The organism is Chryseobacterium sp. Leaf394, assembly GCF_001424105.1.
Lineage (GTDB): Bacteria > Bacteroidota > Bacteroidia > Flavobacteriales > Weeksellaceae > Chryseobacterium.
Map to the genome: position 1 here is coordinate 3,556 of NZ_LMQH01000006.1, position 14,503 is coordinate 18,058.

Consider the following 14,503-nt stretch of genomic DNA (forward strand, 5'->3'; position numbering starts at 1 on the left):
CTGTTTTTAATATCATTACAAGTATCAATATTTTATCACTTTTAAAACCGAAAATATGATATTACCAAAAGTAATTGAAGAATTAGTAAAAGCGAAGAACAGCTTTGAAAGTTCTGCCTTTGCCCAGTGTTTTGCAGATACAGCCACAGTTTTTGACGAAGGTAAAACGCATACAGGCAGGAACGAAATCGAACAGTGGATAGACAAATCCAATAAAGAATATCAAGATACGTTGGAGCCGGTAGATTATGATGAAAAAGAAGATATACTGTCTGCAAAAATTGCAGGATCATTTCCGGGAAGTCCTCTGATTTTGAAATTTCATTTTAAAATTGCTGACGGAAAANNNNATGTTTTACCATGCGGGGCTGAAGTGAAAATTTCAGCCTTATGTATTTTCTATAAATTATTATAATGCCGTTTTACATTTTAACATACTCCCGTCACTTCGAGTAGATTTTTGAAAAAAATCGTATCGAGAAGTTTGTAGTTTTGAAGATAAATCTATTACCGATGTTGCGGATTTGCAATCCGATGTCGCGGATTTGCAATCCGTGACTTTTTCAATTATAAAATTTTGTACTTTTAAATAAAAACACAGATGTCTACAAAATACAAAGCTTTAGATATCGATCAAGCGTACTTTATTACAATTACAACGGTAGGCTGGGTTGATGTATTCACAAGGTTATCGCAAAAAATGGTAATCATAGATTCTTTAAAATACTGTCAAAATCAAAAAGGCCTTTCAATTTTTGCATACTGCTTAATGTCAAATCATCTTCATTTATTTTGTCGGGCAGACGGTACATACACAGTATCTGAAATCATGAGAGATTTTAAAAAATTTACTTCAAAAAAGATAATTGAAACCATACAGTCTGAGCCTGAAAGCAGAAAAGAATGGATGCTGCAATACTTTCAAAAATCCTGTGAACATTTATCCAGAGAACAAAAGTTTAAAGTTTGGCAAGATGGCTACCATGCTGAAGAAGTTTTTTCAAATAAATGGATTATAGAGAAGATCAATTATATTCATCAAAATCCCGTAAAACAGAAAATAGTGGCAGAAGCGGAGCATTACTATTTCAGCAGTGCCAGAAATTATGCAGAATTAGATAATGCTTTAGATGTTTTTGTGGTTTTTATGGGGTGATTTGTTGTGTGTTGTCGTCACGGTTGCAAATCCGCGACATCGGAATGAAACATTTTGTAATTTTCTGAATAATAAGTAGAATATAAATGCAAAATTTGCTGTCATTCTTTATTTTAGTATTTTTATTAAAATATAATTGGATCGACGACTTACGTGAGACTATTATTGTATTTGATTTTCAAAATAAATAAGCTAATAAAATATCCATAATATAATGGGAATATTTAATTTTTTCAGGAAAAATAAAAAAGAATCATCAGAAGAAACAAGTTCGACATATTTTATGGCAAGAATGGAAGCCATGGTAAAAAAGATTAAAGAAGAAGAAGGTACTGACAATGATGAACTACCTAATCATGTAGGTGAATATGGTTACTCAAAAGACAATCCTATTCTGTTAACAAGTGTTTCTGAATCCAGAAAATATTTAAATAGATTAATCTATATAAAACCAGGTTCTTCTCAGTATACTTGGGAAAGAACCGGTTCGATGAAATGTAGTATCGTCAGTGCCCCAATTGATGAATATAATTTAATAGACGCAAATTCAAATATTATTAAAACGATTTATATTTTGCCATACAACAGAATAAATTCCAAAAAAGTTCCAGACGGATTTGGCCTGATGAATGAATAGATCAAATAAATTTATAAATGACTAATTTTAATCCAAATATTAATAGAAGTATATTTAAAAATGAGATTTTAGAGATTCAGCAAAATGAAGGTAATAATTCAACCGTAGTTAATATTATCGAAAAAGAATTAACGAATTCAAAAGAACTTTATTTTTTTGAACAATTTTTAAATATTTGCAGAAAATATAATATCAATTACGTTTCTACTGTAAATGAAAATTTATTAGAAATTACTATAAAAACTAATGGATATGAATCATTAAAAATTTCTTATAAAAATAAAGACAAAGATATTTCTATTGAGTTAGCAAAAATACTTTATGGGCAATTGTCTATACAAATATTAAATAAAATATTTTTTGATAATATGAAAAACAAACGCTAGTTTATTAAAAAAGAAAATGCTCAGAAACGTTATATGTGGCCTGTAGTACCCGATGTCGCAAATTTGCAATCCTTGACTTTACGCTTAATGAAATGTTATCAAAATGTTAAAGCTACTAATTACAAGTAGGAAATAAGCACAGATTGCAAATCCGCGCTATCGGCTGATTGTTGTGCGTTGTAGTCACGGATTGCAAATCCGCGACATCAAGTTGTAAATCGAAATATCGATTTGAAATTCAAAATTGCCTATTATTGTTTATTTTATTATTTTAATGAATAACAACGTCTAAATATTTAAAATCAAATTTTTATCGTCATTATTATAAATCTTCTTTAAAATTATGTATTCTACACAAATTACAAATAATGAAGTAAATGAAACCATTATTAATTTCATCTCTAAAATTTTAAATATTCATCGCACCACAAACATTTATCAATTAGAAATCGAAGAATATGATGATTTCACAAAAAATCAAATATTGAAATATCTTTCAAAAAATGAGGAGGAAAAGATTTTCCTTAATGATCAATTCAATTTTAAACAAAATGCAGTTTCTTGGGATGCCGAAAATTATAAGAAACAATTAAATATTGAGTTTATTCCAAAAAGTCAAATTCTTCAAAAAAGAGATACACACTTCAGATTTTCTAAACCCATCATTACTTTGGACAGAGATTTATTAATCATTAAAGTGACATATCAAAACAATTTTGGAGAAAGTAATTTAAAAGGATCAGAATGTGTGGAGTTATTTAGAAAAAATGAACTTAATATATGGGAAAATTTCACCCATTTATTTGCAATGAGTTTAGATTAATTTAATTCTATACGATGTCGCGGATTTGCAATCCGTGACTTTGCAGTACTGTAACGCTATCAAAATGTTAAAGCTAATTATTGTACGTAGGAAATAAGCACGGATTGCAAATCCGCGCTATCAATAAAAAAGAAAATGCTCCCTACCGAAGCAAGAAGCATTTTCAACCCTAATATTTAATATAATTAACTCATTATAGTGAGACGCCGCATCTCCATAGAATTCTCAATGTAATAAATTCTTTCTTGATTTAATTCAATTTAATAATAAAAAAACTCATGATAAAATTAAAATTTGAATACGATCGAGAATCTAATTGGCTTTATATTAAACCATTTGAAAAAAAACATAAATCACTTGAATTGTTAAGTGGTAAGAACTGGTATTCAGAAGATTTAAAAGAAGATATAAAATGGACTAACCAGTGTAAGGCTGGAATATTTAGTGATGAAGATGGAAATGATGGATTTGATATTGGCTTTGAATATTCGCCAGGGATAATAACCGTGTTTAACGATATTGGTGCTTTCGTAACTGGACAGTATAATGATAAAGAATATCTTACATTAAGTTTTGACGAAGTATTAGATATCCTTCATCAAATGTCTATTTTCCTAAAAAGTATTGGTAAATAAACCATAAATATCAAATTTTAGAAATTTGTAAATTCCCGATACTCAAAAAAAGAAAATGCTCCTCACCGAAGCAAGAAGCATTTTCAACCCTAATATTTAATATAATTAACCCATTACAGAGAGACACCGCGTCTCCATGGAATGAAATCATTCTGATTAAGAACGTCAGCCTTGGTTTTTACTTCGCCGCTGGCTACGTTGATGATGAGTTCCAGAAGTTCGTCTGCAGCTTCGGGAATTGTTTTTTCTCCGCTGATTACGGTACCTGCATTGAAATCAATAATGTCTGACATTTTTTCTGCCAAAACCGTGTTGGAAGAAATCTTCACAACAGGCGAAATAGGATTTCCCATCGGTGTTCCAAGACCTGTGGTAAAAAGTACCACCGTTGCACCTGAACCTACTAAAGCCGTAGTACATTCGGCATCATTTCCGGGAGTACACAGAAGATTCAGACCTGGTTTTGTGGCGTATTCTGTAAAATCGAGAACTTCTACGATTGGTGCAGCTCCACCTTTTTTGGATGCTCCGGCAGATTTCATGGCATCGGTAATTAAACCATCCTTGATATTTCCGGGAGACGGATTCATATCAAATCCTGATCCTGCAGCAACTACAGAGGCTTCAAAATCTTTCATCAGTTTCAGGAACTTCACACCGTCTTCATCGTTGATGCAACGGTTGACCAACTCCTGCTCTACTCCACACAATTCAGGGAACTCGGCCAACATGGTTGTTCCGCCAACTGCAGCCATAATATCTGAAACTTCCCCCAAAACAGGGTTCGCAGAAATTCCTGAGAAACCGTCTGAGCCACCACATTCCAAACCAATGTTCAGTTTGGTGATGGATGCCGGTTTTCTCTCTATTTCGTTGGCTTTTTTAATGCCTTCGTATGAATCTTTAATCACGCCGGTCAGCATTTCATCGATGGTACCCGATTTTTGCTGTTCGTAAACGACGATTGGTTTTTTATTATCTGGAGCCAGTGCGTGCAGTGAATCCATGAAAATCTGAACCTGAAGATTCTGACACCCTAAGCTGAGTACCGTAGCTCCCGCAACATTCGGGTTGTTGACATATCCTGCGAACAGTCTTCCCAATGCTTCAGCATCCTGACGGATTCCGCCACAACCACCTTGATGTGTGATGAATCTTACGTCGATATTTTTAAATATTCTCGTATCCGGTTCTTCCTCTTCCACCGCAACATCTGCAGTTGTACCGCCATTCAGTAAAGAACGAAGTAACAATTGGTGTTTGCTGGCTTTATCGTGAAGCAGTTCTTTTTCAAAAATATCTTTCAGTGTTTCGATATTCTTGTTTTCGCAGAATACCAACGGGAAAAACAGCCAGACGTTTTCTGTACCTACCTGCCCGTCTTCACGGTGGTAACCCATGAACGTACGGTCTTTCCACTTGTCAACATTGGGTGGCGTCCAGCCCAAAGTATCGGTTTTGCCGACCACTTTTGCACTCTGGTGCTTTACGTTTTCGGTGGTAATCACTTCGCCCTGACTGATGGATTGGTTGGCTTTCCCAACGATTACGCCATACATTAAAATATGGTCGCCGTCCTCAAAATCTACGGCAGCGAATTTATGTTTTGCTTTAATATCTTTAAGAATCGTATAATCTGTACCGTCTAAATGTACCGATTCTCCGGCAGGCAAATCCATCAACGCTACAATAACGTTATCTTTGGGATTTACTTTCAGTACTTTCTTCTGCATGATTGTTTAAGAATAAAATTGAATAAAATTTTTGTAGGCAGTTTCCATATCATTGTGGTCGATTTCGTACAATGCTTTTGCTACTGCGGATTTCAGGCCTTCTACCTGTGTAAGGTCTGTATCCCAAAACAGTTTTTCGCTTAATGCCTGTTCTGAAACTACTTCATAATCTTCGTTTTTCCAGATTTCCTTGAATCTGTTTACGATCGCTTCTTCGTCATTCAGAGGAAGAGATTTTTCACCAAAACTTCCCTGATAGAATCTGATTAAACTTGCCAGAGAGAACGTTAAGTTCAGTGGCAGTCTGTTATTTCTTTCAACATAAGTCAACAAACTCGGAACGACTCTCACTTTAAATTTAGAAACAAAATATAAAGCAATACTCGCCAAATGGTGCTTAATGAAAGGATTTCTGAATCTGTCGAACACTTCTTCCGCAAATTCTTTCAGTTCAGTTTCATCTAAACCTAAAGTCTGATTGACTTCATTAAATATCGATTCGCTTAAAAAAGTTCCGATAAACTGATCATCGATTGCTTCTTTTACGATTTCTTTTCCTGCTAAAATGGCCGGAGCCAACATCAAGGTATGTCCGCCATTCAGGATTCTTACTTTTCTCAAACGGTAAGGCTGAATATCATCCACCACCAAAATCTGTTCGTTGATTTTATCGAATGGAATTCTCTGTTTTAAATCTTCACCTCCCTGAATCACCCACAAAAGGAATGTTTCAGAAACCACCATCATCGGATCTTCATAATCCAACTGGTCTTCATACGTCGCCGCATCATCTTTCGGATAACCCGGGACAATTCTGTCAACCAGTGTATTGTGGAAGTGATTGCTCTGTTCAACCCATTGCGCAAAACCTTCTTCTAAATTCCAAAGTTGGGCATATTTTAAAATAATACCTTTTAAAACGATAGCATTTTCTTCAATCAGCTCGCAGGGAATAATTCTTAAACCTTTGTCTGCCGCTCCATTGAAATGCTTATATCTTTCGTGAAGTAAAACCGCCACTTTCGCAGGGAAATTTTTGTGCGGTCCTTCATACGAATTTTCAGTCTCGTCGTAAGCAATTCCTGTTTCGGTTGTATTTGAAAAAACAAATTCAAGATCTTCTTCTTTCGCTAACTCTAAAAAGCTGTTATAATCTGCATAAGGATTGATTGACTTCTGAATCGCTGAAATCACACATTTCTCGTCAATGATTTCTCCTTTTTTAATTCCTCTTGAAAATAAAGTGTAAAGATTCCCCTGTTCTTCAAGCTTGTGAACTGAACCGTTGGGTGTCGGCTGAATGTTTACAATTCCTGCGTTGAAATCTGCTTCTTTATTTAATTTATCAATCACATAATCTGTGAATCCGCGCATGAAGTTTCCTCCCCCGAACTGTACGATTTTGATTGGTAATTTTGTATCTATACCGCTGTTTTGACGGTTTAACTGTTGTTTTGTCTGATTTTCCATTTTTCTAATTTGAATTAAATTGTGTTTTTAATTCTGCTAAATCCTTATGCGGAATACTGTTTTTAAACGCAAAGTCCGCTAAGATTTTTTTTAATGCTTGATGTATATTTTTAAGTTCGCAAAGGCGTTTCACTTAGCTAAGAACTCAAAGTTTTTTTTGAACCATTAAGATTTATTAAGGAGTTAAGGCTAGTTAAGAGAAATAAATTTCTTAAGATTGAACTTCAATTTGCCTGCAAATTCTTAATCTTTCTTAACTTCTTAATTCTCCTTAATGGTTTAAATCTTATTTCTACTTACTGATCACTTTATATTTAGGAACCAACATTTTCATTACTGTCCATGCGATCAGATAAGCTACTGCACAGATGGAGAAAATAATCATGTATCCTTTGTCTATACCGTCTGAAACTACGGCTCCTGACTTTTCCAACTGCTCAAAGAATCCATCCGGCAAACGATCGTTGACGTATTGAGGATATTTTTCCAATAAAGGAACTCCGTCTACGGTTGACCAGGCTTTGTGAGCGTGATCGAATAGAACTCCTGAAGATTTATTGATGATAAACGATCCGATTCCGCCTGCCATTCCGCCAATTCCTGTGATGGTTGCGATGGCTTTTTTAGGGAACATATCTCCTACGGTTGAGAAGATGTTTGCTGACCATGCCTGGTGCGCTGCTCCTGCAACTCCGATAATTAAAACCGGAATCCAATAGGTAATTGTTCCTAAAGGTTGTGCTAAAAGTGCTAACAGAGGGAAAAATGCGAAAATCAACATCGCTTTCATTCTTCCTGTGTAGGCGTTCATTCCTAATTTTTCAACAAAATATTTTGGAAGCCATCCACCGACAATCGACAGCAAAGTGATCATGTACAACACGAATAATGGCAGTGCACTTTGAGTGGAATCCATTCCGTAAACCGAACTTAAGTAAGCCGGAGTCCAAAATAAAAAGAACCACCAAACGCCGTCTGTCATGAACTTTCCGAAAGCAAAAGCCCAGGTCTGTCTGTAGCTGAAACATTCTTTGAACGTGAATACTTTTTCCGGAACTGAAGTGTCTTCATTCGGAAGATCGTCCTGATCCTGATTGATATACGTTAATTCGTGCTCGTTAACTCTCTTGTGTAAATGTGGCTTTTTGTATACGAATACCCAAAGTCCCATCCATACAAATCCTAACGCACCGATGATGATAAATGCCCATTCCCAACCCATTGACTTCGCAATAAACGGGATGGTAAGCGGTGCTGCCAAAGCTCCAACTGTTGCTCCTGCGTTCCAGATACTTGTAGAGAATGCTCTGTCTTTTTTAGGGAAATATTCTGCTGTAGTTTTGATTGCTGCCGGGAAATTTCCCGCCTCACCGATTGCCAGTACGAAACGTGCAAATATGAATAAAGTTACACTCGTGCTGATGATTGCCCCAGTATTAGAAACGGTTCCGATTAATTCTTTAGATCCATGAAAACCTGCCATCCAGTTTCCTGTAAGGATTCCTGAAGTTGCGATTCCACAGAATGCGTGTAAAACGGCACCGATCGACCAAACTCCGATTGCCCAAAGGAAACCTTTTTTGGTATCCATCCAGTCCACGAATTTTCCTGCGAAAAGCATTCCCACCGCATAAAATATGGAGAATAATGCCGTGATATTTCCGTAATCGTTGTTATTCCAGTGAAATTCCGGTGCGATAAAATCTTTCCACGTCAAAGATAAAACCTGACGATCCAGATAATTGATCGTTGTTGCGAGAAATAAAAGAAGACAGATCGTCCACCTGTATTGTGTCGGCTTAATAGATTTAACTGAACTCATAGTCAATGTATTTATTTTAAAGTCTGAATGATATCCAGCACTTTTTTGGTTTCAATTTCTATTGTCGCATAGTCTTTCGCAAGCATCAATTCTTTGCTTACCAGCTTGCTTCCCATTCCTACTGCAGAAACTCCGGCCTTAAACCAGCTTTCAATGCTTTCCTTCGTGGTATCAACACCACCGGTCGGCATAAATTTCAGATTCGGGAAAACATCCTTGATGGCACTCATAAATCCTGGTCCCAAAGCATTTCCCGGGAATAATTTAATGAAAGTTACCCCAGCCGTTTCAGCCTCAATAATTTCAGTCGGAGTCATACAACCCGGGCTGTACAACAAGTCTTTCGGAATTAAAAATGCTGCAACTTCAGCCACAAAACCAGGACTGATAAAGAAATCCGCTCCTGCTTTGTAATATTCTTCAGCTTGCTGTACATTTTTAATGGTTCCTATTCCGAGAAGCATTTCAGGCATTTCTGCATTACGAACTTCTACCATTTTTGTGAAATTGCTCAACGCGGCTTCCCCACGGCTGGTATATTCTACCGCACGGATTCCTGCTTTGTAAAGCGATCTTAATATTTCTAAAGTTACCGTTTCATCAGCATTGTAATACAGAGGCAAAGCTCCCTGATTGATGATGGTGTTTGTAACCAATTGAATTTTTGTCATTTTGTTTTAATTATTTTGTTGAAAATAATCTTTGATGGGGTTTTATCCATCCTTTGGTATGCTGTAAATTCAGCACTTCTTTTTTAACGCAAAGAGCGCAAAGATTTCTTTTAAAACCTGATGTATATTTTTAAGTTCGCAAAGGCGTTGACTACGTCTAATCTTCGATTTCACTCAGCTAAGTCCACAATGTTTTAGTTGTTGCAATAAGCCAATTGCCAAAAGCGAGAAGCCAAAAGCAAAAGCTACCTTTTGATGCGTCCTCCGGAATTTCCAGCCATTACTTCGAGAATATCTTCTGCGCTACAGTAATTGATGTCGCCTAAAATGGTGTGTTTGATGGCACAGGCTGCGTTGGCAAAATTCAATGCTTTTTCGTCATCGAAATTTAATAAACCATAAATAAGACCTGCAGCAAAGGCATCTCCCGTTCCTATTCTGTCGACAACGTTGTCTATTTCTAAAAATTTGGTTTCAAAATAATTTCCGTCAATCAAAGCTCTTCCCTGCGTCTGCTGAGAACTTGCCGTAACGCCGATTCTTATTTTGTCAAAAATTTTATGAATGGATGGACACTGTTTTTTTAATTCTTCACAAGCTTCCATGAAACCTTTTTGGTCTGATGAAAACTGAGTTCCCAGAATTTCATTGATCTCATTCACACCACCAATGAAAATCGTTGAGTAAGAAACCAATTCCTTTAGAACCTCATTTCCATTTTTACCATATTTCCAAAGATTGGAACGGTAAGCCGGATCGGTGGTCACTTCGATTCCCATTTCTCTTGCAGTCAACAAACCTTCTTTCAAAGTTTCGTAAGCGCCTTCTGAAATTCCGGGACTAATGCCTGTCCAGTGAAAATAATCACAACCTTCCAAAGCTTTTTTCCAGTCAACCTGTTCCGGTTTGATGTTGGCAAAAGAACCGTTCAGTCTGTTGTACGCGATTCTGCTCGCACGAACGGATGCACCTACTTCAAGGAAATATAAACCTAAAGGATGTTCGTTTTTATTGATGAAAGTCGTGTCGATCCCAAAACTTTTGATGAAAGACAGTGCAGATTCTCCCACAAAATCATCAGAAACATTACTGATGTGCGTCACGTCGCAACCCATTGTTGCCAGTGAGGAAGCTACGTTGAGCTCAGTTCCGCCGAAAAAGAATTCCATCTCGTGACTCTGTTTCATCGTTTTGTTCCCGGGAGGTGAAAGCCTCATGATTACTTCACCGAAAGTAAGTATTTTACCCATAACTTTTAATTGACTTCTTTTTAAACCACAAAAAGCACAAAAGTTTTTATTGCTTTATTTTTTTGAAGTTTAAAATATTGAAAATATAAAGATCACGTAAGTTTAAAAATCAAAGATTTTTCTGCACGTTTGACCTTTTAAATATTAAAAATTTACTTTTTTTAAACCATTAAGATTTATTAAGGAGTTGAGAATAGATAAGTTTAGCTTCGCTTTAAGCAGTCTGCTTAATAAAATCTAATATTTTATGCTTAAAAAACCTTAACTCCTTAATTATCCTTAATGGTTCAATTTTATTATTTAATTCGAAATTTAAAAATCGAAATAATTTTTAGCATTATGATAACAGATATCGGAAATGGTTTTCCCGATCAGTTCCATGTCATCCGGCAATTCGCCGTTTTTCATTTCTTCTCCGAAAAGATTACACAATACTCTTCTGAAATATTCGTGTCTCGGGTAAGATAAGAAACTTCTGGAATCTGTCAACATTCCTACGAAACAGCTGATTAATCCCATATTTGAAAGGGCATTCATCTGCTTGATCATTCCGTCTTTCTGATCCAAAAACCACCATCCAGAACCGAACTGTACCTTTCCTTTGATACTGCCGTCATTAAAATTCCCGATCATAGTCGCGAAAATTTCATTGTCGGCAGGATTTAAGTTATATAGAATTGTTTTGGTCAGTTTATCTTTTCCGTCTAAAGCATTTAACAATTTAGACAAAGTTTCAGCCTGAACGAAATCACCGATAGAATCCCAGCCTGTATCAGGACCTAAGATTCTGTGCATTCTTTCGTTGTTGTTTCTCAAAGCTCCCAAGTGGAACTGCTGAACCCATCCGAATTTATGATACGTTTCGCCTAAGAATAATAAAATAGCAGTTTTGAACTGATTCACCTGCTTTTCAGCGATTACTTTTCCTGAAATTTTATCATTGAAAATTGCGCTCACTTCAGCTTCTGAAGCTTCCTCGAAAGAAATATTGTTCAGTCCGTGGTCGCAGAGTCTGCATCCGTTTTCGTGGAAATATTCTACTCTTTTTAATAAAGCATCGCACAAAGTCTGGTAAGAATTGATTTCAATTCCTGCCGACTCGCCCAATTTGGAAATATAATCTGCGAAGTTGTGGTTTTCAATTAAGATCGCTTTATCCGGACGGAAAGCTGTACTTACTTTAATGCTGAAATTACTTTTCGCCAAATCCTGATGGTAATTTAAAACATCAATCGGATCTTCTGTGGTGCACAAAGATTCTACGTTCATCATTTTCAGCAAACCTCTTGTTGACTTTTCAGGAGTCTGAAGCTGTGCCGTGATGTTGTCGTAAATATCTGATGCATTTTTTTCGTTCAATAATTCATCAATTCCGAAATAACGCTTTAATTCTAAATGTGTCCAGTGGTACAGAGGATTTCTTAATGTGTAAGGAACCGTTTTTGCCCAAGCCTCGAATTTTTCTTTGTCTGAAGCGTCGCCTGTGATGAATTTTTCGTTCACACCCATCGTACGCATTGCACGCCATTTGTAGTGATCGCCAGCAATCCAGACTTTAGAAATATTTTCGAAAACCGTATCTTCAGCGATATCTTTTGGAATCAAGTGATTGTGATAATCGATGATCGGCTGTTTTTCTGCGAAATTGAAGTATAATTCTTCCGCGTATTTATTTTGTAATAAAAAGTTATCTGTAATAAAAGATTTCATTTCTGTAAAATTCTTGTGTTATTCATTAGCAGGTTTTCCGATGGTCGCCAAAATACCTCCATCCACATAAATAATGTGTCCGTTGACAAATTTACTTGCGTCTGAAGCTAAGAAAATAGCCGTTCCTGCAAGATCTTCCGGGTTTCCCCATCTACCTTCCGGAGTTCTGCTGATGATAAAATCGTTAAACGGATGCCCGTCTACTCTGATAGGTTCTGTTTGGGTTGTCGCAAAATATCCGGGACCGATACCGTTCACCTGAATATTGTGTTTTGCCCATTCTGTTGCTAAATTTTTGGTCAGCATTTTTAAACCGCCTTTTGCAGAAGCATACGCTACTACATTATCACGGCCAAGCTCACTCATCATTGAGCAAATATTGATGATTTTACCGGACTGTCTTTTGATCATGTGTTTCCCAACCAGTTGAGACATAATGAAAGGACCGGTAAGATCTACATCGATTACTTTTCTAAAGTCTGCAACATCCATCTCTAAAGCCGGAACACGTTTGATGATTCCTGCATTATTGACTAAGATGTCTATTTTCCCATGTGTAGCAAGCATTAAAGCTACTTTCTGAGCGGCTTCTAGCTCGTCTGTCACATCAAAAAGATAACCTGTAGCATTATATCCTTTACTGCGATAATATTCTAAGGCTTCATCTAATTTTGAGGGAGTTGTACTTGTGATTGCCAGCTCAGCACCTGCAGAGGCAAGACCTTCAGCCATTGCCATTCCTAATCCGTGAGTACCGCCGGTTACAACGGCTACTTTTCCGGATAAATCGAATAAATTCATGTAGAAAAAATTACTTTAGTTCGTTAGTTTTAACAGCGTCCATGTCGCCATAATCCATATTTTCTCCTGCCATTCCCCAGATAAAAGTGTAGTTGGAAGTACCAACTCCTGAGTGAATAGACCATTCCGGAGACAAGACTGCTTCATTGTTTTTCATAAAGATATGACGGGTCTCGTTTGGCTGGCCAAGAAAATGACTTACCGCCTGCCCTTCTTCAAGATCAAAATAAAAATAAGCTTCCATTCTTCGGGTATGCGTGTGAGAAGGCATGGTGTTCCAAACACTTCCTTCGTGCAGCTCGGTCATTCCCATCTGTAGCTGGCAGGTTTCCAATACGCTGTTGACGATTAGTTTGTTTATAGTACGTCTGTTGGCGTATTTTGCTTCACCTAATTCTACAATTTCGGCTTCATTTTTAGTGATTTTCTTTGTAGGGAAAGTGTGGTGCGCAGGTGCAGAATTGAAATAGAATAAAGTCTGACCTTCATTTCCGTTTTCAAAAACAACATCTTTTGCGCCTTTTCCTATATATAAAGCTTCCTTATTTCCAAGTTCGAAAACCTCTCCGTCAACAGTTACCTTTCCGGCAGCGCCTACGTTGATGATTCCCAATTCTCTTCTGTCAAGAAAGTTTTCTGCCTTCAGATCATCTGTAGGTTCAAGTTTCAATGCGCTTTTTACAGGCATTGCACCACCTACGATCATTCTGTCGTACATAGAATACACTACATTGATTTGATCTTCATTAAATAAATCATTGATTAGAAACTCCCTTCTCAGGTCTTCAGTTGTATATTTTTTTACATCTTCAGGATGATGGGCGTAACGAAATTCTGATTTTGTCATACTCTTAATTTTGAATTTTTTATGGGTTTTTGAACCATTAATTTTTAATGTGTAATCGATTGCATAAAACTACACATTTTTACCGATAGAAATACTTGGTGTTAAATATAAAATTAAATTTTAATTGCGTAACAAAAAATTAATATTAATTCGTAATCTATTTATAATCAATACATTATAATGTTTAATTATTTTGAATTTAGCTAAAAAAGAAACTTTTAGAAAGAATAATTTTACCGGAAAAGGATTGCAATCTCCAGAATGAGATAATATCGTGCCAAAAACCCGTCCAAAAACAACATGACAAATCGCATGTTTTTCATGAGAACCCTGCTGTAATTGATTGGCACGATTTATCTGCTAAATTCATATCAAAACTTCAAGCAAAAACGTGACAAAAATCATCTTAAATTGACAAATATTTAATGTTGCGTACACATTTGGGGAATTTTGATAGCTGAAAAATGTAGTTAAATTACCATAAAAACCACCTAAATTTTAGTTAAACACATAAAATTTTTAAAAAAGTTATCCACTATTTGTCAAAATTAAACCACCATAT

At 36.1% G+C, this 14,503-nt stretch carries 14 protein-coding genes; 6 read left to right on the forward strand and 8 right to left on the reverse strand.

Features of this window, described 5'->3' with window-relative positions; all coding sequences use genetic code 11:
* Positions 1-55 precede the first annotated feature (55 nt).
* From ASG21_RS02290 to ASG21_RS02315, 6 genes are all read left to right on the forward strand, one after another.
* The coding region (locus ASG21_RS02290; protein ID WP_056075529.1) for a hypothetical protein at positions 56-346 on the forward strand (291 nt) is incomplete at its 3' end.
* A gap of 255 nt (positions 347-601) precedes the next feature.
* The gene (locus ASG21_RS02295) at positions 602-1,156 is read left to right on the forward strand and encodes a transposase (RefSeq protein WP_056075288.1); all 555 of its coding nucleotides are present in this window, start codon (positions 602-604) and stop codon (positions 1,154-1,156) included.
* Between the two features lie 214 nt (positions 1,157-1,370).
* The gene (locus ASG21_RS02300; protein WP_056075291.1) at positions 1,371-1,793 is read left to right on the forward strand and encodes a hypothetical protein; all 423 of its coding nucleotides are present in this window, start codon (positions 1,371-1,373) and stop codon (positions 1,791-1,793) included.
* Between the two features lie 17 nt (positions 1,794-1,810).
* The gene (locus ASG21_RS02305) at positions 1,811-2,179 is read left to right on the forward strand and encodes a hypothetical protein (RefSeq protein ID WP_056075293.1); all 369 of its coding nucleotides are present in this window, start codon (positions 1,811-1,813) and stop codon (positions 2,177-2,179) included.
* A gap of 343 nt (positions 2,180-2,522) precedes the next feature.
* Entirely contained in the window at positions 2,523-3,002 is a 480-nt protein-coding gene (locus tag ASG21_RS02310) for a hypothetical protein (protein WP_056075295.1), read from the forward strand.
* Positions 3,003-3,280: 278 nt separating this feature from the next.
* Positions 3,281-3,637 (forward strand): hypothetical protein, encoded by a 357-nt coding sequence (locus tag ASG21_RS02315; protein ID WP_056075298.1) that lies wholly within the window; start codon positions 3,281-3,283, stop codon positions 3,635-3,637.
* Positions 3,638-3,750: 113 nt separating this feature from the next.
* On the opposite strand, the gene ASG21_RS02320 is transcribed toward ASG21_RS02315, so the two are convergent.
* From ASG21_RS02320 to kduI, 8 genes are all read right to left on the reverse strand, one after another.
* The gene (locus tag ASG21_RS02320; protein ID WP_056075302.1) at positions 3,751-5,370 is read right to left on the reverse strand and encodes an altronate dehydratase family protein; all 1,620 of its coding nucleotides are present in this window, start codon (positions 5,368-5,370) and stop codon (positions 3,751-3,753) included.
* Positions 5,371-5,376: 6 nt separating this feature from the next.
* Entirely contained in the window at positions 5,377-6,840 is a 1,464-nt protein-coding gene (locus ASG21_RS02325; protein ID WP_056075304.1) for a tagaturonate reductase, read from the reverse strand.
* Positions 6,841-7,132: 292 nt separating this feature from the next.
* Complete coding sequence (locus tag ASG21_RS02330; RefSeq protein ID WP_056075307.1) at positions 7,133-8,662, reverse strand: MFS transporter; 1,530 nt, start codon at positions 8,660-8,662, stop codon at positions 7,133-7,135.
* An 11-nt stretch (positions 8,663-8,673) separates the two neighbouring features.
* A complete protein-coding gene (locus tag ASG21_RS02335) occupies positions 8,674-9,333 on the reverse strand; it encodes a ketohydroxyglutarate aldolase (protein WP_056075310.1) in 660 nt (219 codons plus the stop codon).
* 245 nt (positions 9,334-9,578) lie between these two features.
* The gene (locus tag ASG21_RS02340; protein WP_056075312.1) at positions 9,579-10,583 is read right to left on the reverse strand and encodes a sugar kinase; all 1,005 of its coding nucleotides are present in this window, start codon (positions 10,581-10,583) and stop codon (positions 9,579-9,581) included.
* Between the two features lie 312 nt (positions 10,584-10,895).
* Positions 10,896-12,293, reverse strand: coding sequence for a glucuronate isomerase (gene uxaC / locus ASG21_RS02345; protein WP_056075314.1), 1,398 nt, complete (start codon positions 12,291-12,293; stop codon positions 10,896-10,898).
* Positions 12,294-12,311: 18 nt separating this feature from the next.
* On the reverse strand, positions 12,312-13,094 hold the full coding sequence (locus ASG21_RS02350) for a gluconate 5-dehydrogenase (RefSeq protein ID WP_056075317.1): 783 nt from the start codon (positions 13,092-13,094) through the stop codon (positions 12,312-12,314).
* A gap of 10 nt (positions 13,095-13,104) precedes the next feature.
* A complete protein-coding gene (kduI, locus tag ASG21_RS02355; RefSeq protein ID WP_056075318.1) occupies positions 13,105-13,941 on the reverse strand; it encodes a 5-dehydro-4-deoxy-D-glucuronate isomerase in 837 nt (278 codons plus the stop codon).
* Between the last annotated feature and the right edge of the window lie 562 nt (positions 13,942-14,503).

Excerpts from the sequence above, each read along its gene's own strand:
- ASG21_RS02295 (WP_056075288.1), top strand. The coding sequence starts at position 602 with ATGTCTACAAAATACAAAGCTTTAGATATCGATCAAGCGTACTTTATT.
- ASG21_RS02300 (WP_056075291.1), top strand. The coding sequence starts at position 1,371 with ATGGGAATATTTAATTTTTTCAGGAAAAATAAAAAAGAATCATCAGAA.
- ASG21_RS02305 (WP_056075293.1), top strand. The coding sequence starts at position 1,811 with ATGACTAATTTTAATCCAAATATTAATAGAAGTATATTTAAAAATGAG.
- ASG21_RS02310 (WP_056075295.1), top strand. The coding sequence starts at position 2,523 with ATGTATTCTACACAAATTACAAATAATGAAGTAAATGAAACCATTATT.
- ASG21_RS02315 (WP_056075298.1), top strand. The coding sequence starts at position 3,281 with ATGATAAAATTAAAATTTGAATACGATCGAGAATCTAATTGGCTTTAT.
- ASG21_RS02320 (WP_056075302.1), bottom strand. The coding sequence starts at position 5,370 with ATGCAGAAGAAAGTACTGAAAGTAAATCCCAAAGATAACGTTATTGTA.
- ASG21_RS02325 (WP_056075304.1), bottom strand. The coding sequence starts at position 6,840 with ATGGAAAATCAGACAAAACAACAGTTAAACCGTCAAAACAGCGGTATA.
- ASG21_RS02330 (WP_056075307.1), bottom strand. The coding sequence starts at position 8,662 with ATGAGTTCAGTTAAATCTATTAAGCCGACACAATACAGGTGGACGATC.
- ASG21_RS02335 (WP_056075310.1), bottom strand. The coding sequence starts at position 9,333 with ATGACAAAAATTCAATTGGTTACAAACACCATCATCAATCAGGGAGCT.
- ASG21_RS02340 (WP_056075312.1), bottom strand. The coding sequence starts at position 10,583 with ATGGGTAAAATACTTACTTTCGGTGAAGTAATCATGAGGCTTTCACCT.
- uxaC (WP_056075314.1), bottom strand. The coding sequence starts at position 12,293 with ATGAAATCTTTTATTACAGATAACTTTTTATTACAAAATAAATACGCG.
- ASG21_RS02350 (WP_056075317.1), bottom strand. The coding sequence starts at position 13,094 with ATGAATTTATTCGATTTATCCGGAAAAGTAGCCGTTGTAACCGGCGGT.
- kduI (WP_056075318.1), bottom strand. The coding sequence starts at position 13,941 with ATGACAAAATCAGAATTTCGTTACGCCCATCATCCTGAAGATGTAAAA.